This window comes from Rhodopila sp. (assembly GCF_965277825.1).
In the GTDB taxonomy this organism is placed as follows: Bacteria; Pseudomonadota; Alphaproteobacteria; order Acetobacterales; family Acetobacteraceae; genus Rhodopila.
On sequence record NZ_OZ255846.1, the window covers coordinates 4965954 to 4986292 of the forward strand.

General features: G+C 65.5%; 21 protein-coding genes and 1 pseudogene. 6 read left to right on the forward strand and 16 right to left on the reverse strand.

Going from position 1 to position 20339, the window contains the following annotated elements; all coding sequences use genetic code 11:
* Positions 1–104 precede the first annotated feature (104 nt).
* The 7 genes from thrS to ACQY4T_RS23945 all read right to left on the reverse strand — a co-directional run bounded on the left by thrS (position 105) and on the right by ACQY4T_RS23945 (position 6257).
* Positions 105–2042, reverse strand: a complete 1938-nt coding sequence (thrS, locus tag ACQY4T_RS23915) for a threonine--tRNA ligase (protein ID WP_428535773.1) — start codon at positions 2040–2042, stop codon at positions 105–107.
* A 146-nt stretch (positions 2043–2188) separates the two neighbouring features.
* On the reverse strand, positions 2189–3367 hold the full coding sequence (locus ACQY4T_RS23920; protein WP_428535775.1) for an MFS transporter: 1179 nt from the start codon (positions 3365–3367) through the stop codon (positions 2189–2191).
* A gap of 21 nt (positions 3368–3388) precedes the next feature.
* The gene (gene arsB / locus ACQY4T_RS23925; protein ID WP_428535777.1) at positions 3389–4420 is read right to left on the reverse strand and encodes an ACR3 family arsenite efflux transporter; all 1032 of its coding nucleotides are present in this window, start codon (positions 4418–4420) and stop codon (positions 3389–3391) included.
* 38 nt (positions 4421–4458) lie between these two features.
* Complete coding sequence (gene arsC, locus ACQY4T_RS23930; RefSeq protein ID WP_428535779.1) at positions 4459–4893, reverse strand: arsenate reductase (glutaredoxin); 435 nt, start codon at positions 4891–4893, stop codon at positions 4459–4461.
* Positions 4890–5414, reverse strand: a complete 525-nt coding sequence (locus ACQY4T_RS23935) for an arsenate reductase ArsC (RefSeq protein WP_428535781.1) — start codon at positions 5412–5414, stop codon at positions 4890–4892. The genes arsC and ACQY4T_RS23935 overlap by 4 nt, the downstream gene beginning before the upstream one ends.
* 1 nt (position 5415) lies before the next feature.
* Positions 5416–5904: an ArsI/CadI family heavy metal resistance metalloenzyme gene (locus ACQY4T_RS23940; RefSeq protein ID WP_428535783.1), complete on the reverse strand. Its 489-nt coding sequence runs from the start codon at positions 5902–5904 to the stop codon at positions 5416–5418.
* On the reverse strand, positions 5901–6257 hold the full coding sequence (locus ACQY4T_RS23945; protein ID WP_428535785.1) for an ArsR/SmtB family transcription factor: 357 nt from the start codon (positions 6255–6257) through the stop codon (positions 5901–5903). Before ACQY4T_RS23945 ends, ACQY4T_RS23940 begins: the two co-directional genes overlap by 4 nt.
* Positions 6258–6399: 142 nt before the next feature.
* Here ACQY4T_RS23945 and ACQY4T_RS23950 point away from each other — a divergent pair, with 142 nt between their 5' ends.
* From ACQY4T_RS23950 to ACQY4T_RS23960, 3 genes are read left to right on the forward strand one after another with little or no spacing between them, the layout of a single operon-like run.
* A complete protein-coding gene (locus ACQY4T_RS23950; RefSeq protein WP_428535787.1) occupies positions 6400–7815 on the forward strand; it encodes an MFS transporter in 1416 nt (471 codons plus the stop codon).
* Positions 7812–8897 (forward strand): TauD/TfdA family dioxygenase, encoded by a 1086-nt coding sequence (locus ACQY4T_RS23955; protein WP_428535789.1) that lies wholly within the window; start codon positions 7812–7814, stop codon positions 8895–8897. The genes ACQY4T_RS23950 and ACQY4T_RS23955 overlap by 4 nt, the downstream gene beginning before the upstream one ends.
* 14 nt (positions 8898–8911) lie before the next feature.
* Complete coding sequence (locus tag ACQY4T_RS23960) at positions 8912–9958, forward strand: isocitrate lyase/PEP mutase family protein (RefSeq protein ID WP_428535791.1); 1047 nt, start codon at positions 8912–8914, stop codon at positions 9956–9958.
* On the opposite strand, the pseudogene ACQY4T_RS23965 reads toward ACQY4T_RS23960, so the two are convergent.
* From ACQY4T_RS23965 to ACQY4T_RS24005, 9 genes and pseudogenes are all read right to left on the reverse strand, one after another.
* Positions 9870–10190: pseudogene (locus tag ACQY4T_RS23965) on the reverse strand (cupredoxin domain-containing protein); the annotation flags it as partial. The gene ACQY4T_RS23960 and the pseudogene ACQY4T_RS23965 sit on opposite strands and share 89 nt — an antisense overlap.
* A gap of 122 nt (positions 10191–10312) precedes the next feature.
* Complete coding sequence (locus tag ACQY4T_RS23970; protein ID WP_428535793.1) at positions 10313–11731, reverse strand: MFS transporter; 1419 nt, start codon at positions 11729–11731, stop codon at positions 10313–10315.
* Positions 11732–11811: 80 nt separating this feature from the next.
* Positions 11812–13074 carry an MSMEG_0569 family flavin-dependent oxidoreductase gene (locus ACQY4T_RS23975; RefSeq protein WP_428543052.1) on the reverse strand — a complete coding sequence of 421 codons (1263 nt, stop codon included), beginning with the start codon at positions 13072–13074 and terminating at the stop codon, positions 11812–11814.
* On the reverse strand, positions 13071–13352 hold the full coding sequence (locus ACQY4T_RS23980; RefSeq protein ID WP_428535795.1) for an MSMEG_0570 family nitrogen starvation response protein: 282 nt from the start codon (positions 13350–13352) through the stop codon (positions 13071–13073). Before ACQY4T_RS23980 ends, ACQY4T_RS23975 begins: the two co-directional genes overlap by 4 nt.
* Positions 13345–14298 carry a sll0787 family AIR synthase-like protein gene (locus ACQY4T_RS23985; protein WP_428535797.1) on the reverse strand — a complete coding sequence of 318 codons (954 nt, stop codon included), beginning with the start codon at positions 14296–14298 and terminating at the stop codon, positions 13345–13347. Before ACQY4T_RS23985 ends, ACQY4T_RS23980 begins: the two co-directional genes overlap by 8 nt.
* Positions 14298–14840 (reverse strand): MSMEG_0567/Sll0786 family nitrogen starvation N-acetyltransferase, encoded by a 543-nt coding sequence (locus ACQY4T_RS23990; RefSeq protein WP_428535799.1) that lies wholly within the window; start codon positions 14838–14840, stop codon positions 14298–14300. Before ACQY4T_RS23990 ends, ACQY4T_RS23985 begins: the two co-directional genes overlap by 1 nt.
* Positions 14837–15967, reverse strand: coding sequence for an MSMEG_0568 family radical SAM protein (locus ACQY4T_RS23995; protein WP_428535801.1), 1131 nt, complete (start codon positions 15965–15967; stop codon positions 14837–14839). The genes ACQY4T_RS23990 and ACQY4T_RS23995 overlap by 4 nt, the downstream gene beginning before the upstream one ends.
* The gene (locus tag ACQY4T_RS24000) at positions 15882–16910 is read right to left on the reverse strand and encodes a Nit6803 family nitrilase (protein ID WP_428535803.1); all 1029 of its coding nucleotides are present in this window, start codon (positions 16908–16910) and stop codon (positions 15882–15884) included. Before ACQY4T_RS24000 ends, ACQY4T_RS23995 begins: the two co-directional genes overlap by 86 nt.
* An 89-nt stretch (positions 16911–16999) precedes the next feature.
* Positions 17000–17482: an MSMEG_0572/Sll0783 family nitrogen starvation response protein gene (locus ACQY4T_RS24005; RefSeq protein ID WP_428535805.1), complete on the reverse strand. Its 483-nt coding sequence runs from the start codon at positions 17480–17482 to the stop codon at positions 17000–17002.
* Between the two features lie 331 nt (positions 17483–17813).
* Here ACQY4T_RS24005 and ACQY4T_RS24010 point away from each other — a divergent pair, with 331 nt between their 5' ends.
* The 3 genes from ACQY4T_RS24010 to ACQY4T_RS24020 all read left to right on the forward strand — a co-directional run bounded on the left by ACQY4T_RS24010 (position 17814) and on the right by ACQY4T_RS24020 (position 20336).
* A complete protein-coding gene (locus ACQY4T_RS24010) occupies positions 17814–19196 on the forward strand; it encodes a PLP-dependent aminotransferase family protein (protein WP_428535807.1) in 1383 nt (460 codons plus the stop codon).
* 113 nt (positions 19197–19309) lie between these two features.
* Positions 19310–19549, forward strand: coding sequence for a hypothetical protein (locus tag ACQY4T_RS24015; RefSeq protein WP_428535809.1), 240 nt, complete (start codon positions 19310–19312; stop codon positions 19547–19549).
* Positions 19550–19685: 136 nt separating this feature from the next.
* Positions 19686–20336 (forward strand): hypothetical protein, encoded by a 651-nt coding sequence (locus ACQY4T_RS24020; RefSeq protein ID WP_428535811.1) that lies wholly within the window; start codon positions 19686–19688, stop codon positions 20334–20336.
* Positions 20337–20339: the final 3 nt, after the last annotated feature.

A 20339-nucleotide genomic window follows, 5' to 3' on the forward strand; every position in this document is an offset into this window, starting at 1 on the left:
GCGGCGGCGAAGATCCGCCCAAACTTGCAATCTACCGGCATCCGCCATTTCGCGGTTTGCCAGCATGCGCGAATGCTCAGTGTGGGCGAAACACCAGCCTAAAATCAAGCCACCCTGCCTTGAATTAAATCGGGCGGTGTTGCCTCGGATGCAAGTCTCGCAACGGCTTCCTCTAAAGACAGCACCTCTTGGGCCTGGCTGCCCAGTCGCCGCAGCGCCACGGTGCGGCCCTCGGCCTCCTTGCGGCCGACCACGGCCAGGATCGGAACATGCGCCAGACTGTGTTCACGGACCTTGGCGTTGATCTTCTGGTTGGTCAGGTCGGTGCTGACCGCCAGCCCGGCCCGAGCAAACGCCGCGCTGACCTCGCCGGCATAGGCGTCGGCGTCGGACACGATGGTTGCCGCCACCACCTGCACCGGGGCCAGCCACAGCGGGAACCGCCCGGCATATTGCTCGATCAGGATGCCGATGAACCGCTCGAAACTGCCGAAAATCGCCCGATGCAGCATGATCGGGCGGTGACGTGCGCCGTCCTCGCCGACATACTCCGCATCCAGCCGCTCCGGCAGGTTGGGATCGACCTGCAGCGTGCCGCATTGCCAGTCCCGCCCGATCGCGTCGCGCAACACGAACTCAAGCTTCGGCCCGTAGAACGCACCCTCCCCCGGGTTCAACTCGTATTCCACGCCGGCAATCGCACAGGCCTCGCGCAGCGCCCCCTCGGCCTGGTCCCAATGTTCATCACTGCCGATCCTGGCCTCCGGCCGGTCGGCGAACTTGATGCGAAAATCCGCGAAGCCGAAATCCTGGTAGACCTGTGACAGCAGCGAGATGAACCCCGCAGTCTCCGGCGCGATCTGGTCGGCGGTGCAGAATATGTGCGCATCGTCCTGAGTAAACGCGCGCACCCGCATGATGCCGTGCAACGCCCCCGACGGCTCGTAGCGGTGGCACGACCCGAACTCCGCCATGCGCAGCGGCAGTTCGCGATACGACCGCACGCCCTGGCGGAAGATCTGCACATGGCAGGGACAGTTCATCGGCTTCAGCGCCAGGAACTTATCCTCCTCTTCCACCTGGGCGATGAACATGTGCTGGCGATAATTGTCCCAGTGGCCGGATTTCTCCCATAGCGAGCGATCCACCAACTGCGGCGTCTTCACCTCCTGATAACCCGCCGCATCCAGCCGCCGGCGCAGGTAGGCCTCTACCGTCCGGTACAGTCGCCACCCCTTCGGATGCCAGAAGATCGACCCGACCGCCTCCTCCTGGATATGGAACAGGTCCATCTCCTTGCCGATCTTGCGATGATCCCGCCGCTCGGCTTCCTCCAACTGGTGCAGGTAGGCGTCGAGCTCCTTCTGGTCGCGCCAGGCGGTGCCGTAGATCCGGCTCAGCATGGCGTTGCGGTGATCGCCCCGCCAATATGCGCCGGCGACCTTCATCAGCTTGAACGCGGTGCCGACATCGGCGACGGAGCGCATGTGCGGCCCGCGGCACAGGTCGATCCAGTCGCCCTGGCTGTACAGCGTGATGGTCTCGCTGGTGGGCAGGTCCTGGATCAACTGGGCCTTGTATTTCTCGCCCTTGGCCTGGAAGAAGGCGATCGCCTCGTCGCGGTCGATCACCCGGCGCTCGAAGCGGGCGCCGCGGCCGATGATGTCGCGCATCTTCTGCTCGATGGCGGCGAAATCGTCCGGGGTGAACGGCTCGTTGCGAGCGAAGTCGTAGTAGAAGCCGTTCTCGATCGCCGGGCCGATGGTGACCTGGGTGCCGGGATACAGTTGCTGCACCGCCTCGGCCAGCACGTGGGCGGCGTCATGGCGGATCATCGCCAGCGCCTCGGGGTCGCGCCGGGTGATGAACACGACGCTGGCATCATGCTCGATCGGCGTCGCCAGATCGACGGTGTCGCCGTCGAGCTTCATCGCCAGCGCGGCGCGCGTCAGCCCGGGGCCGATCGCCTCGGCCACCGTGGTGCCCGTCACCGCCGCATCGAACTGGCGCACGGAACCGTCGGGCAAGGTGATAGCAGGCATCGATCGCAGGTCCTGAAGGTTGCTGGGCAAGCTGTCTATGAAGTCAAACATGGCGCCGAAGCAAGCGCCAGCGGCCATCACGGTCGCCGACCGCCGGCCCGGCGCCGACATCAGCTCGCCGCCGACCCAGGCGACATAACCCGCTTTCAAGCGGCTTCAGAACGAGGCGCACCCACGAACAATAGCGCCAGAAAGGCCACGCCGGTTAGGGTTCCCGACAGCAGCAGCGCATAGCCTGGTCCGCCCCGATCCAGCACCAGGCTGAACAGCACGGGTGCGCCCCCCTGCAGGATTCGGGCTGGCGCGGCGAGCAATCCCGTTCGCAAGCCATAACCGGCGGCGCCAAACATCGCGAGCGGCAACGTCCCCCGCGCGATGGTCATCATCCCGTTTCCGCCGCCGTGCAGCAACGTAAACAGCACGGCCGCCGGCGCACCGAATATCGCCAGGATTGCAGCGGCTATCGGATGCAACGCCGTCGCCAGCCGGGCCGAGACGAGCGGCGAGACCCGGCGCAGGATCCCGAACTCGATCAATCTTGCGCCAACCTGGGCCGGACCGACCAGGGCGGCCGCCGTGACGGCCGCCGCCGGCGTCGCCCCGAGCGCTTCCAGCAGCCGGGGCAGATGCGCCGCCATCGCCGTGGCAACAAACCAGCTCGCCGCGAACACGCCGGCCAGCACGATCATCGTCCATGGCACGGATTCCACCCTTTCGACCGCCGCGGTCTCGACAACGCGGGCCTTCACTTTCGGCACCAGCAGCCGGTTCAACGGCAAACCGAGCAGAAGATGAAGCGCCGCCCAAATCAAGCAGGCACCGCGCCAGCCAAACCCATCCATGAACAGCGTGCTTGCCGGCCAGCCCACCGTGCTGGCAAAGCCGGCGAACAGCGTAATGCCGGTGATCGCATTGCGGGCGTCTCGGCCGTAGAGGCCGGCGACAGTCGCGAAGGCCGCCTCGTAGAGGCCGAAGCCCATGCCGACCCCGATGACCATCCAGGCGAGCGCCAGCCCAATGCCGCCGGAGGCCGCCGCTAGAAGCACCAGGCCGGTCGCAAAAGCCAAATTCGTGCAAGCCAGCACGTCACGCCCGCCGTGACGATCGATCATCCGGCCGGCAGCAGGGCCAAGCAGTCCGGAGAGCAACAGCGAGGCCGAGAAGATGCCGAAAAACCACGAGCGGGACAGGCGGAGACTGTCACAAATCGGATCGGCCATTACCGCCGGCAGATAGTAGGTCGATCCCCAGGCGAGCGTTTGGGTGACGCCCAGCGTAGAGACGATGACACTCCGCCGCGACCGGACTCCAGGCGTGTCAACCACCCCCGATAATGGCTCGCCGCCTCATGCCGCTTGCCCCCGCTCATACCAGCCCCGCGATCGACGAACGATCTGCACCACCGACAGCATGACCGGAACCTCCACCAGCACGCCGACGACGGTTGACAGGGCCGCTCCGGACTGGAAACCGAACAGGGCGATAGCCGTCGCCACCGCCAGCTCGAAGAAGTTGCTGGCCCCGATCAGCGCCGAAGGGCCGGCCACGCACCATTCCACGCCAAGCCTGCGGTTCACCAGGTAGGCCAGTCCGGCGTTGAAATAGACCTGGATCAGGATCGGCACCGCCAGCAACGCAATCACCACCGGCTGGCGCATGATCTGTTCGCCTTGCAAGCCGAACAGCAGCACGAGCGTCAGCAGCAGCGCCGACAGCGACAGCGGGGCCAGCGTGCGCAACCTGCGCCCGAGTGCCGCCTGTCCACCCGTCGCCAGCAGGCTCCGCCGCCAGAGCTGAGCCACGATCACCGGCACCACGATGTAAAGCACCACCGAAAGAAGCAGCGTATCCCACGGCACGGTGATCGAGGACAGGCCCAGCAGCAGCGCCACCAGCGGGGCAAAGGCAAACACCATGATCGTGTCGTTCAGCGCGACCTGGCTCAGCGTGAAATGCGGCTCGCCGTCCACCAGGTTCGACCAGACGAACACCATCGCCGTGCAGGGCGCCGCCGCCAGCAGGATCAGCCCGGCGATATAGCCGTCGATCTGGCCGGCCGGCAGATAGGGCCGGAACAGGTGCGCGATGAACACCCAGCCAAGCAACGCCATCGAGAACGGCTTGACCAGCCAGTTGATGCCCACCGTCGCCGCGATCCCGCGCCAATGAGCTTTGACCTGGCCGAGCGCCGCGAGGTCGATCTTCAACAGCATCGGGATGATCATCAGCCAGACCAGCACGGCGACCGGCAGGTTGACTTGCGCCACCGTCGCGGCGCCCAGGGCGTGGAACACGCCCGGCACCGCCTGCCCAAGCGCGATGCCGACGACAATGCAGAGCGCGACCCACAGCGTCAGGTATCGCTCGAATGTCCCCATGGAAGGGGCCTTCCCGGGGGCGGTAACGGCAGCGTCACTCATGGCGTCGGCCTCCCAATACGGTTGCCGAGCGCATCGATGACCGCTTCGCCATCTTCCTTGGCAAAGGCGCCACGCTGCGGCGGCGGGAGTATGTCCAACACTGCCTCGGACGGACGGCAGAGCTTCACCCCCCTGTCGGTGACGACGATCGGGCGGTTGATGAGGATCGGATGCGCCATCATGGCATCGAGCAGTTGGCTGTCCGTCAATTCGGGATCATCGAGCCCAAGCTCATCGTAAGGCGTCCCCTTCCGGCGCAGCACATCCCGCACCGGGATGCCCATGCGGGCAATCAAGGCCGCCAGTTCGTCCCGGGTTGGCGGGTTCTTCAGATACTCGATGATGCGCGGTTCCTCGCCGGCGTCGCGGATCAGGCCCAGCACGTTGCGCGACGTGCCGCAGGCCGGGTTGTGATAGATCGACACAGTCATGATGCGCGGTCCTCGGCTTCGTCGGGCCGCATCCGGCCGATCGCCTGAACCTTGCTGGCGAGCGACATCCGATCCAGCGAGGCGACAGGCAGCGCCACGAAGATCTTGATGCGGTTCTCCAGCCCGCGGAAGGTCGCGCGAAACGCCTGCCACCGCTCGACATCGGAGCCATCGACGGCCGCCGGATCGGGCATCCCCCAATGCGCGGTGATCGGCTGTCCTGGCCAGATCGGACACACTTCCCCGGCGGCCTGGTCGCACACGGTGAAGACGAAATCCATCACTGGTGCGCCTGACCGGGCGAACTCGTTCCAGCTCTTGCTGCGCACCCCTTCGGTCGGCAGCTCAAGCGAGCGCAGCAGACCGAGAGCGAATGGGTGAATCACGCCGCTGGGGAAGCTTCCCGCGCTGAAACCCTGGAAGCGGCCCTGTCCCCAATGGTTCAGCAGGGTCTCGGCCAGGATGCTTCGAGCGGAATTGCCGGTGCAGAGAAACAGTACATTGAACGGGGCGCGCGTCATGTCATCGGCTCTCACTACCCACGGCAGCACCCTCAGCGGCCAGTTCCGGCCTGGGCGCGCAGCATGCGCCTTGTGCGGTTTCGGCCTTTGTGCGGATTGGACCGAGATCGACGCTATCGCCATAGACCGTGCTCTCGCCCGAGGTCAGGAAAGTTTCCCAGGACAGCCCTTGCGGATCGGCGATCCAGGACTTTTCCGATCTGGCGTAACAGCAGGTGGTCGCACCCTCTTCCAGCACCGGCCGGTCGGCCCGTTGCAGCCGGCCATAAACCTCCTGCAACTCGTTCTGCGTTTCGACCTGAATGCCGAGGTGATCGAGGCCGGTTGCCCCGCCGCGGGTCGAGATGGCGAAGTTGACGCGGGGATCCTCCAGCATCCATTTCGCATAGTCGGGTTTGGTAATGGTCGGCTCAGCCGCAAAAAGCCTTGCGTAAAACCCGATGGATTGGGCCAGATCCTCGACGGAGACATGAACGTGCAGGCGCTTCATTGCATGATTCCTTTTTTGGATGTAACAAGAATCGCGCCGTCGCATACCCCAACGTCGCAGCCGGCGACATCGCCCCGGCAGCAGTTCTCGGTGAGATAGCCCAGCAACTCATTCATCGCCGGATAGACGGCCGAGTAGATCAGCGAGCGGCCATTGCGCTCGAACGTCACCAGACCCGCGTTCTTCAGTTCCTTCAGATGAAAGGCCAGGGTGGCCGACGGCAGGCCCAGCCGTTCACCGATCTGGCCTGCCGGCATTCCCTCGGTCCCGGCCCGCACCAGCAGGCGAAAGATATCGAGGCGGGTCTCCTGCGCGAGTGCCGACAGCGAGGCTATCGCAACTGACTTTTCCATATCTCCATAATAGTGGAAATATAGAGCGCGTCAAGCGCCGTCTCATCCTTGCCCGGTCGCGGCGTCCCGGCGGATCTTGGCCTTGCCATAAACCGCCAAACGCTGGCAATCCACCGCCGGCGAACTCCACCGGAAGGGAACGATGGCCGACACATTCACCGCCGCACCCGGCACGATCGGGGCGGGCGCCCGCCTCGACCGGCTGCCGCTGGGCACCTTCCACCGGCGCATCCTGGCACTGATCGCGGCCGGCATGTTCTTCGATGCCTTCGACATCTACCTGCAGGGCAGCCTGCTCGGCGCCCTTGTCCACGACGGCTGGTCGACCCCGGCGATCAACGCCTCGTTCCTGTCCAAAACCTTCCTCGGCATGCTGATCGGCGCCTGCGCCGCCGGACTGATCGGCGACCGCTTCGGCCGCCGCGCGTCCTACCAGATCAACCTGGCGATCTTCGGCCTGGCCTCGCTGGCGGCGGTGTTCGCCCCCAACATGGACACCTTGATCGCGCTGCGCTTCGTGATGGGCATCGGCCTCGGCGCCGAGATCGTGGTCGGCTACGGCACCCTGGCCGAGTTCATCCCGCCCTCGCATCGCGGCCGCTGGGTCGGCCTGTTGTCGCTGTTCACCAACCTTGCGGTCACCGCCACCGGCTTCGTCAGCCTCGCGGTGATCCCCACCCTGGGCTGGCGGGCCATGTTCGTCATCGTCGGCCTCGGCGCCATGGCGGTGTGGGTGGCGCGAAAGAACATGCCGGAATCGCCCCGCTGGCTGGAATCGCGCGGCCGCCTGGCCGAGGCCGAAACCATCCTCTCCGCCATCGAAGCCGAATGCGGCGGCACTGCCAACCTGCCAACTCCCAACCCCTCCCCCGCCGCTGCGGCACAGGTGCCGGACCGCCTCTCCTACCTGTTCTCCGCCCAGATGCTGCGCCGCACCTTGCTGGCGCTGCTGACCGGGGTGACCTCGACCACGGTGCTGTACGGCTTCAACGGCTGGTTGCCGACCTTCCTGGTCAAGCAGGGCCACGGCATCGTCGCCACGCTGGCATTCACCGCCGTGATGGGCCTGGGTGCGCCGGTCGGCTCGCTGCTGGGCAGCCTGATCGCCGACCGCTACGGACGCCGCCCCGGCATCGTCGCGCTGTCGTTGTCCTGGGCGGCGTTCGGCGTCTGCTACGCCTATGCCGGCAGCAACGCGTTGCTGATGGCGATCGGCTTCGGCGTGATGGTGTCAGCCTACGGACTGGTCTCGGTCGGCTACGCGATCTACATCCCGGAACTGTTTCCCACCCAGGTGCGCATGCGCGGCGCCGGACTGGCCGGCGCGGCCGGACGCCTGGCCGCCGCCGGCGCACAGTATGGCGTGGTCTGGGCATTCGCGTTCGGCGGCGTCGCCGCGGTATCCGCCGGCATGGCCGCGCTGCTGGTGATCCTCGCCCTCGTCGTCCTGTTCGCCGGGGTCGAGACCCGGCAACGCTCGCTCGAAAGCCTTGCCTGCAAGCTAGGCGAGGCCGCTCCTGACCCCGTTGGGTTGCTTCTAGTCCGGGAAAATCCATGATGCACACCGCTATCGAAAGTCCCGCCGCCTGGCGCGCCGCCGAGGTCTCCGCCGAGGGGCGCTGGCTGCGCCACCTGACCGCGCCGGAAACCGACGCCGTCACCGCGATGCTGCAAGCCGTCCGCACCACCGGCAAACCAATGCTGCAACTGACCCGCAACGATGTCCCGCTAGGCGCCTTCGCACCCGTGCTGGCCGAAGTGACCGACGAACTGGAACGCGGCATCGGCTTCAAGACCATCCGCGGCCTGCCCGCCGACCGTTTCAGCGCTGACGACAACCGCCTGCTGTTCTGGGCCATCGGCACCCATCTCGGCGTCGCTCGGCCGCAAGACAAGGCGAGCCAATTGATGTCGGATGTGCAAAGTGCCGGAGGCCAATACCGCGGCGCCGGCGGCCGCGGCTACAACACCAACGCCGAACTGGACTACCACGTCGACGGCACCGACGTGGTCGGACTGTATTGCCTGCAGACCGCCCGCAGCGGCGGCTTGAGCCGGGTCGCGAGTTCGATTGCGATCCATAACGAAATCCTCCGCCGCGACCCCGCACTGCTCGACAGGCTGTACCGGCCGTTGCCGCACAACCGCCAGAACGAAGAGGCCGACGACGAACCGCCGTTCTACATGGCCCCGGTCTACAGCCGGCGCGACGGAAATTTCGCCGCCCGTTACATCCGCAACCATATCCGCGCCAGCCAGTTGCGCGACGATACGCCGCGGCTGACCGAGGCCGATCACCGCGCCTTGGACATCATCCAGGACCTCGCCGAAACCGACGCGTTCCGCTTCGACATGGTGCTGGAACGCGGCGACATGCAATTCGTCAACAACCACGTCCTGGTCCACTCCCGCACTCATTTTCAGGACTTCGACGAACCCGAACGCAAGCGCCACCTGCTGCGCCTTTGGCTTTCCATCCCCGACGGCCGCCCGTTGCACCAGGCCCTGCGCGACGCTTACAAAAGCGTCGAGCGCAACACCGTGCGCGGCGGCTTCAAGGGCCAGAACGTTGGCCCGGAGTTGCGCGCCTACCAGGCCCGCTCGGCGCTTGCCCTGGGCATGAGCGATACGCCGTACTGAAAGGGACCACCGACATGACCACCGCCGCCCTGCGCGACATTCTTCGCCCGCCCGGCATCCTGACCCTGCCCGGCGTCTATGACGGTATTTCCGCTCGTGTCGCCAACACCTTGGGCTTCCCGGCCCTCTACATGACCGGCTACGGCGCGGTCGCATCGGCGCTCGGCGTCCCCGATGCCGGCCTGGCCAGCGTGACTGAGATGCTCGACCGGGTGCGTTGCATAGCCGCCGCGATCGACGTGCCGTTCATCGCCGACGGCGACACCGGCTACGGCGGGCTGCTCAACGTAGACCGCACCGTGCGCGCCTACGCCGCCGCCGGCGCCTCGGGCATTCAGCTCGAAGATCAGGAAGTGCCAAAAAAGTGTGGCCACACAGAGCACCGCCGCGTCGTCCCGCGCGAAGACGCGGTGCGCAAGATCAGCGTCGCCGTGGCCGCTCGTCCCAGCCCCGATTTCCTGATCGTCGCCCGCACCGACGCACGCTACTCCGAGGGTCTGGACGAAGCCCTCCGCCGCGCCGAGGGCTTCCTCAAGGCCGGCGCCGACATGCTGTTCATCGAAAGCCCCGAATCGCTCGAGGAACTGCGCCGCATCGGCGAGACCTTCGGCGGCGCGACACTGCTCGCCAACATGGTCGAGGGCGGCCGAACCCCGTTCATTTCGGCCTCAGAATTGCAGAGTCTAGGCTACAAGGTCGCCCTGTTCCCTGGAACCGGGTTCCTGACGGCGGCGAAGGCGCTGCGCGACGGATACACTTACCTGCGGCGCAACGGCACCAGCATCGGCGGTCCGGCGCAGCTCCCGTTCGCAGAGATGAACGCGATGATGGGTTTCCCCGCGGTGAACCAGTTTGAAGCTGAATGGGCCGGTTCCCAAATCCGACTGAGCCGCCTCCGCCAAGTTATTTCACCGCGATACTGCCAACCATCCCGTCCCAGTCGTGATCGGCGCAGGTCAGGTCGTAATGTCCCTTCGGCGGCGCGATCAGAAACACCCGAGCGGTGTTGCCCGACTGAACCACGATGTCGCCGGTACTGCTCAAAACCCCCTTGTCCCTGATCGTGGCGGCCTTGAGAAACTCCGGCGCGGTGAACTCGTGCATGTCCTTGCCACGGTTCTTCAGCACCAGTTCGTATGCCTTGCCATGCTGGAAGGTCAGATGGTCGGGCTCGAAACGATTATCCACCATTACCACCGTCAACGGCGTGGCGTGCGACCAATCGGCGGACTGGGCCGTGGTGGCCACGGCGACACCCAGCGCCGCGAGGGCAAGGCAAAAGACAGCTTTCATCAGCTTACTCCATCCGCCCCATTCAATTACGCCGGATCACTTACGCCCGATCGGTGCGACTCCAATGGGCCACCTCAGCGAACCGCGGCTCCGGCAAACCCTCGTTCCCGCCACCGCCCGATCTATCCGCTGCTGGACAACGGCTGCGCCACGTCCTCCAGCGACTTGCCGGCGGCCTCGACCCCCAGCACCACCTCGCACACGGCGGCGGCGATCATCAGCGCCGCAGCCCCGGCATAGCCGCTAGCGACCGCCCATTGGCTGCCCGACCCGATCAGGTGGCCGAACAGGAACGGCGCAGTGACCCCGCCCAGCAGCGTGCCCAGCGCATAGAACAGCGCGATCGCCATCGCTCGGGTCTCCAGCGGGAATATTTCGCTGGCGGTCAGATAGGCCGAACTGGCGGCCGCGGAGGCGACGAAGAAGATCGCCATCCAGCAAAAAGTCTGCGTCCAGGCGGTCAGCACGCCCATGCCGAACAGCACCGAGACCCCAACCAGCATCACCCCGGACAGGCCGTAGGTCCCGGCGATCATCTTCTTGCGCCCGACAGTGTCGAACAGATGTCCCAGCAGCAACGGCCCAAGAAAGTTCCCCGCCGCCAGCGGCAGGATATAAACCCCCGCTCGGGCCTCCTGGACATGGTAGAACGTCGTCAGCACCAGCCCATAGGTGAAGAACACTGCGTTGAACAGGAACGCCTGCGCCACCATCAAGGTCAGCGCCAGAAAGCTGCGGCCGCGGTTCTTGCCCAGCATCGCACCGAGGATCAGACCAAAACCGAACACTTTTCGCGGATGCACCTTCAGCGTGTTCTTCGCCGGAGGCAGCGGCTTGCCCACCTTGCGCTCGATCTCCTCGGTGTTCCGTTTCGCCTCCGCCTCACGCCCGTGCGTGATCTGCCAGCGCGGACTCTCCGGCACATAGCGTCGCAGATACAGAATGAACCCGCTCAGCACCGCGCCGATGCCAAAACCCAGCCGCCAGCCCAGGGCGATGCCGACGAACCGGCCCGACAGCAGCAACAAAGACCCCGCGGCACCCACCGCGGCACCGGCCCAATAGCTGCCGTTGACGATCAGGTCGATCCGCCCGCGCAACCGCGCCGGGATCAATTCGTCGATCGCGGAGTTGATCGCCGCGTACTCACCGCCGATGCCCAGCCCGGTGATGACGTTGAATCCGGCGAAACTCCAGAAATTCCAGGAAAACGCCGTCAACAGCACGCCCACCATGTAGATCCCAAGCGTCAGGTTGAAGATCAGCCGCCGCCCGAACCGATCGGTCAGCCAGCCAAACACCAGTGCCCCGCACACCGCGCCGCCGACATAGCAGGCCGCGATGCTGCCGATATCCTGGTCGGTCAGCCCCAGCGTCGCCTTGTCCTTCAGGATCGGCCCGATCGACCCGACGATGGTCACCTCCAGCCCATCCAGGATCCAGGTCACGCCGAGCGCGACCACCACCAGGAGATGGAAGTTGCTCCACGGCAGCCGGTCGATCCGGGCCGGGATGTCGGTGGTGATTTCCGCGCCGCTCATGCAGTATTTTCCTCCCCGTGCCGGGAGACAGCGCAACAGGGGCGGCGTGGGTTCCGTTCGCGCGCGGTAACGTGGCCGGATCAGGACACCGCCAGTTGTTCCCCGACCGCCGCAAGGTGCTCAGCAATCCGTTCGGCCAGAAAACCGGCATCCCGGCCGACACCGACAAACCGGCCGGACCCCCAAGTGTAGAGCCACGGCAGCCCCATCACATAGACCCCCGGCATCGAGGTGACGCCCCTGCTGTGGCTGGGATAGCCGGTGCCGTCGAAAATCGGCAGCTCGACCCATGACCAATCGGCGCGAAACCCGGTGCACCAGATGATGCTGGTGATGCCCTGCACGGCCGGGTCCAGTGCCCCCACCGAAGCCCGAGGCCACCAGGCGGCGGTGTAGCGATGACCGGCCGCCGCGGCGATGCCCCGGGCGTCGATGTATTTGTCGATCGTCGCGCAAATATTATTGTAGCTGGCGTCGGCAGCGTCGAGGTTGCCTTCGAGGTCGTCGGCGAAGCGCAGCGACCCTTCGGCATAATCCGTCAGCCGGCCATACAGCCGCATGCCCTGGCGGGCGAATTCGCGCAGGTCGATGTCGTGGCCGCCGTCCCGCCCGGTCAGGTAGTGGTTGGCCTTCTTGCGCACCTTCTCGCGCATCGGATGCTGGTCCACCGGCAGGTCGTATTGACCAAGGTCAGAGAGCCAGTCCACCGCGTCCCGGCCGCGGTAGCCGCGCGGGCAGCGCGGCGCGCTGCCGACCACCAGGTGGACCTTGCGGCCATCCAGATGCAGGTCCTCGGCGATCTGGCAGCCGGACTGGCCGCTGCCGACAACCATCACCTCGCCCGCGGGCAGCGCACCGCTGTTGCGGTAGCTCGACGAATGCAGTTGCCGGATCGACCCCGGCAGGCGTTCGGCGAGGCGAGGGATGTTGGCCTGATGATAGCCGCCGACCGCCAGCACCACAGCGTCAGCGGTATAGATGTCTTGCGCGGTCTCGATGCGGAAACCGCGTTCGCCGCGGGCGAGCCTGGTGACCCCGGTTTCCTGTTTCACCGGCGCCCCGATACGCCTTGCATAGTCCTCCACATAGGCAACGATCTCATCGCGCACCATGAAGCCGTCGGGATCGTTGCCGGGATAGTCGTAGCCCGGCAGCTTGCATTGCCAGTTCGGCGTGACCAGGCAAAAACTGTCCCAGCGCTGGGTTCGCCAGGAATGCGCGACCCGCTCCTTCTCGAACACCATATGCTCGATCGCCGTGGCCGACAGGTGATAGCTGATCGCCAAACCGGCCTGGCCGCCGCCAATGACAGCAACGCGGAGATGCTGGGCCATCGCGGTTATTCCCCGAACGATCTGAAAACGACCAGGGCGCTGGCCGGGTAGCGGGCGGCAGCCACCTCGATGCCGGCCAACTGAGCCAGCGCCAGGGAACACGGGGCACCACGGCGTTGCCGCACCCGCTCGCTGGCGGCAATCAGCGCGGTCCGGCTGCGGACCAAAAACTCCGCGATCGGATAACGCGCTCCAGGCTCGAAATGATCTCGCACGATGGTGGAGGGCGAATAGCACGTCTGTGGCGTGCCGTCGGGCCAATCAATCACAAAATGCAGTTCAGGCATGGATGCAGCCCATCAGTGGTTGGCGAGTGAAATCCCAGATCGTCTCCGCCTCACCGGCAAGGCCAACGCGCACCGCGCGGTCCGAGGTGACGCCGCCGATATCAGCGGCCCCGATGCCGCGGTCGGCGAAGCGGGCGATAACGCCGGCAGCGTCGTCCGGCGCAACCGACAGGATGAAGCCGAAGCTCGGAAAAGTCCGCACCCAGCGTTCCAGCGACACCGATTCCGGCCTCGGGATCGCGGCAAGATCAATCGCAAGACCAACCGAGGAGCACTCCGCCAACATCAACGCGGTGCCGATAATGCCACCCTGACTGATGTCTTTCGCCGCCGCGGCCAAGCCCGCTTCAGCGATCAGCGGCAGGATCTCGAGGTCGCCGCGCAGCCGCCGTCCAGGCGCATCGATCACAGCCTCCCAGTTGGCAAACGGCTCACGGTAGCGGCCGCGCAGGTCTATGGCGGCAATCAGCCGTTCGCCGGGACGCGCGTCGAAGGAAGTAAGCAGCCGTTTTGCCCGGCCCAGGATGGCTACGGACAGTTGCGGGCGATCGTTGCGAAGATTGGTGTGACCGCCCACCAACGGCACCGCGAACGTTTCGGCGGCGGCACGCATCCCCCGCAGCACCGGATCGGCGGCGGCATCGCCGGCGGCCCAGATCGCATCCACCACGGCAATCGGCCGGCCACCCATCGCGGCGATGTCGGACACGTTGACCATAATGCCGCACCACCCGGCGAACCACGGATCGGCGGCGACGAATTCATTGATCAAGCCCTCGATCGCAAACAGCAGGTAGCCGTCACCATCCGGGATCGCCGCACAGTCGTCACCCACTCGTATCGCATCGTATTGCGATAGACCAAGCCGGCTGGCAACGTCGGCGATATCGGCTTTCGCGGCGATGCCTTGGCTGGCACGCAAGGTCTCCACAATCCGGGCGAACATCAGGCAGCCTGTTTCAAATGAGACAAGAAGCCGGTCTCCGGTGTCGTCAGCGCCGGATAATGCGCAAGGTCGGCTTGCATGAAATGGTGCGGCCGACCGTGCAGCATCACCTCCTCAAGGGTCCGCCAACGCAGCGCATGGAACAGCGGCGCATTGCCACTTTGCACATGAGCCAAAAAGCGCTGGCAGCCGAACCCGCGCGCCGATCCGACGGCGAGGCGGATCAGCGATGTACCGATGGCGCCGACTTTGCGGTACGGCCTGGCAACGGCAAGCCGGGACCCCCACCACAGCCCGGGTTGTTGCTGGTGGATGCGCACCGTGCCGACAACATCCTCATGGGTGATCGCCAGCGACGACAGCGCGACCAGCGCGATGGCGACGTCGTCGATGGAGTCGCGGTCGTCGTCGCCGAACAGGCCCTGCTCCTGACAGAACACCTCCCGGCGCAGCGCCCAGGCGCGATTTCGCTCCCACGCCTCGGTCGCGGACTTGACGCGAAACTCGCACGCCAGGAAAGGGCGAACCGGCTCGATGATCATGCGACGTCGGCGCGTTCATGGGTCGACAACGCCGAACAAGCACCGCACTTGCCGCAGCCGGCCTTGATGCCGGCGGCCAGCAGATCGGCGCGCCGCAGCATCGCCGCCAGCGGTGCCAGGATCGCGTGCATGAACGCGGCGGTCGGGGCCGGGTGGCCCTCCAGCGGCGTGCCGGAGATCGGCACGAACGGAACGACAAACGGATAGACGCCAAGCTCGATCAGCGTCCCCGCGATATCCAGGATCGCCGCCGCGCTATCCCCCAGGCCGGCAAGGATATAGGTCGAGACCTGGCCGCGTCCGAACACCGGCACGGCGGCGGCAAAGGCGTCCAGATAGCGCGCCAGCGGCACCGTAGCCTTGCCGGGCATGATACGCGCGCGCACCGACGGCGTTACGGCTTCCAGGTGCATGCCCAGCGTGTCTATACCCGCGTCGTGCATACGGGCGAACCACGCATCGTCGTCGGGGGGCTCGCATTGGCCTTGGATCGGCAGATCCACCACCGCTTTGATGGCAGACGCACTGTCCGCCAGAATGGCGGCGCCACGATCGCCGCCGGCGGGCGTTCCGGTGGTCATCACCATGTGCCGGACACCGTCGAGTTCGACTGCCGCCTTGGCGACGGCGGCAAGCTGGGCCGGGGTCTTGCGCTCGATGGTGCGCCCGGCGGCGAGCGACTGCCCGATGGCGCAGAACTGGCAGGTTTTGGTGCGGCTCCGGTAACGGATGCAGCTCTGCAGAACGGTCGTCGCCAGCACGTCATTGCCGTGCAGCACGGCGATCTTCCAGTATGGTATGCCGTCCGCGGTGCTCAGGTCATAGAACCGCGGACGTTGCGGAAAGCTGATGGTGCCCAGGGCGATGCCGTCGCGCAGGATGCGCCCGCGCCCGGTGGCATCGGGGGCTTCGGCGACGTAGGGACTGTCGAACGCCGGCGCGGTATGCACCGGCACCATGACTGTGATGCCGTTGACGGTGATCGCCTTGTGATCGGACGGACCCGCCCCGCCGCGGCGGCTCTCGACCCCAGCCTTGGGGTCAATCAGCCGGACTCCGCTCGACTGCAACTCGTTGATCAACTGTTCGGTGCTCGGCCTCCCGGCCGGCGCGGCTGGCGAGTTCATCCTGAGTGCTCCCAAAGGGCAAAACCTGCATCGCAGGGGCCGGACGATCATCGAGCAGAAGCCGCAACAATTCGGGGCGGGCATAATGGCCGACCGAGTCCATCATCCGCTTGCGCTTGGTGATCAGCCCCATGTCGAGTTCCGCGATCAGCAATCCCTCACCCTCGGTCAGCGGCGGTACGACATGGCTGCCCTCGGGTGAGATGATGGCGGTGAAGCTGCCGCCGCTGATCGCCTTGTGCAGCTTGGGGTCGGCGGCGATGGCGGTCTTCTGCTGCGGCGTCAGCCAGCCGGTGGCGTTGACCACGAAGCAGCCGCTTTCCAGTGCGTGGTGGCGGATCGTCACCTCGATCTGTTCGGCAAAGATCGGCCCAACCAGCGATCCGGGAAATTGCGCGACGTGGATCTCCTCGTGCTGTGCCATCAGCGCGTAGCGTGCCAACGGATTGTAGTGCTCCCAACACGCCAGCGCGCCGACGCGGCCAACACGTGTATCGACAACCTTCAATCCCGATCCGTCGCCCTGGCCCCAGATCATGCGCTCATGGAAGGTGGGGGTGATCTTGCGCCGGGCGAGTTTCAGCGTGCCGTCGGCATCAAAAATGATCTGCGTGTTATACAGCGAACCGTGGTCCCGTTCATTCACCCCCAGCACCACGACGATGCCATGACTTCTGGCCGCGGCGCCGACCGCATCGGTGACCGGTCCGGGAACGACCACCGCGTTGTCGTATAGACGAACGTGGTCCTTGCCGGTCGAAACGGGTGGGTAAATAAAACTGAAATACGGATACCAGGGGACAAAGGTTTCCGGGAAGACGATCAGGTCAACGCCCTTCTCGCCGGCCTCGGCGATGGCGCCCAGCACTTTCGTGACGGTTCCGCCGGGATTGACCAGGTCGGGCGAAAGCTGCGCCGCCGCCGCTCGAATCATATTCGTCATCGGGTCATCCTGGGATGCTCATTGGTTCAATCGTCGCATGACCGGCCGCGCCCAAGGGAAGCGACCGGCCATGACCGAACCAGTCGGGGTTAAAGCGTCCAGGTATCCAGGATGAAGGCGTTCGCCTTCTTGTGCAGCAGCACCAGGTCAAGCACGTCCAGCGGATTGATCGGGCGGATCCCCTCGATCAACGACGGCTCGCCGTGTCCGTACAGCGCCTGCAGCGCGAACCGGCAGGCATAGACCTTGCCGCCCTCGTCCATGAACCGCTTCAGTTGATTGTAGAAATTCTGCGCACCGGGAAACGCCTCGTCGCCGATCTTGGGAAAGCCGCGCTGGATCCCCAGGGTGACGCCGGGCCCATACAGCAGGATCGAGGTCTCATAACCCTTCCGCGACAGTCGCACCGCCTGCAGCAGGTTGACCAGTCCGATCGAGCCTTCAAACGCAACGGTGTGAAAGGTGACCAGCGCCTTTTCGCCGGGTTCGGCTTTGACGTCCTCGAACACCTTTTCCTCATAGTCGACAAAGAAGTCGCCCTTTTTGTGCGCGGGGGCGGTGACGGTCGCCATCAGTATCCTCCTTGCTTGAGTGGCGGAGGATCTGCCAGCAAGCCGCGTGCCACATTGACCGCAAACTAGGAGGTCAGGAATACCATCACTGATACAGTCAATTATCCAGTCATTTGACCGCATGACGCCCACGATATGATCACAAATCTTGTGCAGAAGCCTAATTGGACGTCATCCTCTCGCCTGATGCGCAATCCCTCTACACAAAAAAACGTGACCCTCGCGCGCGACGCGACCTACCGACCGCCAGTGCTCGAATCAAAGGCGCGACTGGATCAAATCCATCCAACAATCTACAGTCAATTCACCCACAGCGCCGAAGACCTGACCCTTGACCGAATGGATCCCCGACCTGTCCCGCCGCGGCACCCCGCGCTATCTGGCAATCGCCGATGCCATCGCTGGCGACATCGACGCCGGCCGGTTGGCCGCGGCCGACCGCCTGCCGGCGCAGCGCACGTTGGCCGCCGTGCTCGGCATCGACTTCACCACCGTCGCCCGCGGCTACGTCGAGGCCAAGCGCCGCGGCCTGATCGAGGCCCGCGTCGGCCAGGGCACCTTCGTCAGCAAAGCCATCCGCCGCCGCCACGCCGCGATGATCCGCCACCCCGAGATCGTCGATCTGTCGATGAACCTGCCCCCCGAACCCGACGATCCCGACCTGCTGGACCGCATGCAGGATGGCTGGAACGCGATCAGCCGCGACCTCGTCTCGCTGATGCGCTACCAGGGTTTCGGCGGCGTGGCGGCCGACAAGGAAGCGGCATCGGCCTGGCTCAGCCGGCGCGGCCTGGTGCCGCGACAAGACCGCGTGTTCATCGCCCCCGGCGCGCATCCGGCATTGCTCGGCATCCTAGGTTTGCTGGCGCGTCCCGGCGACGTAGTCTTGTCCGAGGCGATCACCTACCCCGGCGCCCGCTCGATCGCCGGCCAGCTCGGCCTGTCGCTGGTCGGGCTGGCGATGGACGACCACGGCGTGGATCCCGAGGCGTTCGCTTCGGCCTGCACCAAGCTGGCACCCAAGGCGCTTTACCTGAACCCCACTCTGCTCAATCCGACCACCCACACCATTTCTCAATCGAGACGTCTGGAACTGGCCTCGATCGCCCGCCGCTTCCGCGTGCCGATCGTCGAGGATGACCCCTACGGGCTGCTGCCCGACCACGCCCCGCCCACCTTCGCCGCGCTGGCGCCAGAACTTACCTGGCACATCGGAGGCCTGGCCAAATGCCTCGGTGCCGGGCTGCGGGTGGCCTATGTCGTGGTGCCGGACGATCGCGCCGGCTGGAGCTTCGCCGCGGCGTTGCGCGCCGCCACCGTAATGGCCTCGCCGGTCACCGTGGCCCTGGCCACGCGCTGGATCAGCGACGGCACCGGCGACGCCCTGCTCGCCGCCGTCCGCCGCGAATCGGCCGAACGCCAAACCCTCGCTCGGTCGCTGCTAGGCGGGCTAAACTTCCGCGCCGACCCGGCCGGCTTCCACCTCTGGCTGAGCTTGCCGCCACCGTGGACCCGGTCGGCCTTCGCCGGCCACATGCGCGCCCGCGGCATCGGCATCGTCGCAAGCGATGCCTTCACTACCGGGGCTAATCCGACCGAGGCGGTGCGGGTCTGCCTGGGTGGGCCGGCCGATCGCAACCAAGTGCGCGAGGCCCTCGATTTCATCGCCCACGCGCTGGCCGAATCGCCCTCACTGGCGTCCAGTTTCCTATAACAACCGCCGCCATCGCCTGATAACTCCCTTCACAATTTCCCGCTTTGCCATCGCGCCGGAAACCTGCTCCAATTTGGCTCGTTCACTGCGATCCGAAGGGGAGGTCCGATCCGTTGGAAAACCATGAACTTGATGAAATCGATGCAACCGCGCGGGCCATCGTCCGGCGTGCCTACGACCTCGGCCGCAGCGAGGCGCTGAAGCGGGTCGTCGATGTCCTCAGCGCGGATCGTCCGTCCGCCGACCAATTGGTGCTGACCGCACCGGAAGAGACCGAACCGACGCCCCCGCCGGCGGCAATGAACGGTTCCGCATCATCCGACAAGCCCTGGTGGGCCTGGCCGGTTCGCTGACCTGAAACATCGCCCCGGGCAACTAACCCGAACAACCCGACGTGAAAAACACGCCCTGAAGAAACCGCGCTGAAAAAACCGCCCAGAATCAACCGCCCAGAATCAACCGCCCAGAATCAACCGCAAGGAGCGAAAAATGTCATTCGCCGAACGCGTGGTGCAGTGGAACCGCGGATATGACAACCTCCCCGAACAATGGCGATTCCAGTTCGTCGTGTGGGGCTTGCTCGCCGTCGGCGCCATCAACATGCTGCTCACGTTGATGGCGCATTTTCCGTTCGCCTTGCTGGTCGTGCTGGCGCTGATCGCCATCACCGCCATCCGCCTGCCTTATGTACTGAATTGGGTCACACCGGCCGGAGCAACCGCAACCGACGCCAAATTCCAGATCGGCGGCGCCAACTGGCTGCTGGATCTCAACCGCCGCTACGACGCGATGTCCGAGGTTCGGCGCTTCTGGGTGTATCCGGCGGTGCTGCTGATCGGTGGAGCGATCAACATGATCCTCACCATCGCCTACGGCTTTCCGTTCGGTCTGCTGTTCCTGCTGGTGCTGCTGTGTCTGGTGGCGTTTCGCGCGCCATACGCCGCCGGATGGCTGCGAACCGGCGATGCGCACGCAGTCGAGTCATACGGCACTCAGGCTGCCCCCGAGGTTGCCCACGAGCCGATGCAGGCAATCGGGTCCGAATCGCTGGCGCCCGATGCCCGCATCCCCGATCCGGTGCACCCGGTGCAACATCCGGAAGACCCGCCGGCGAATTCCAATTCGCTACCGCTGGATTAAGCT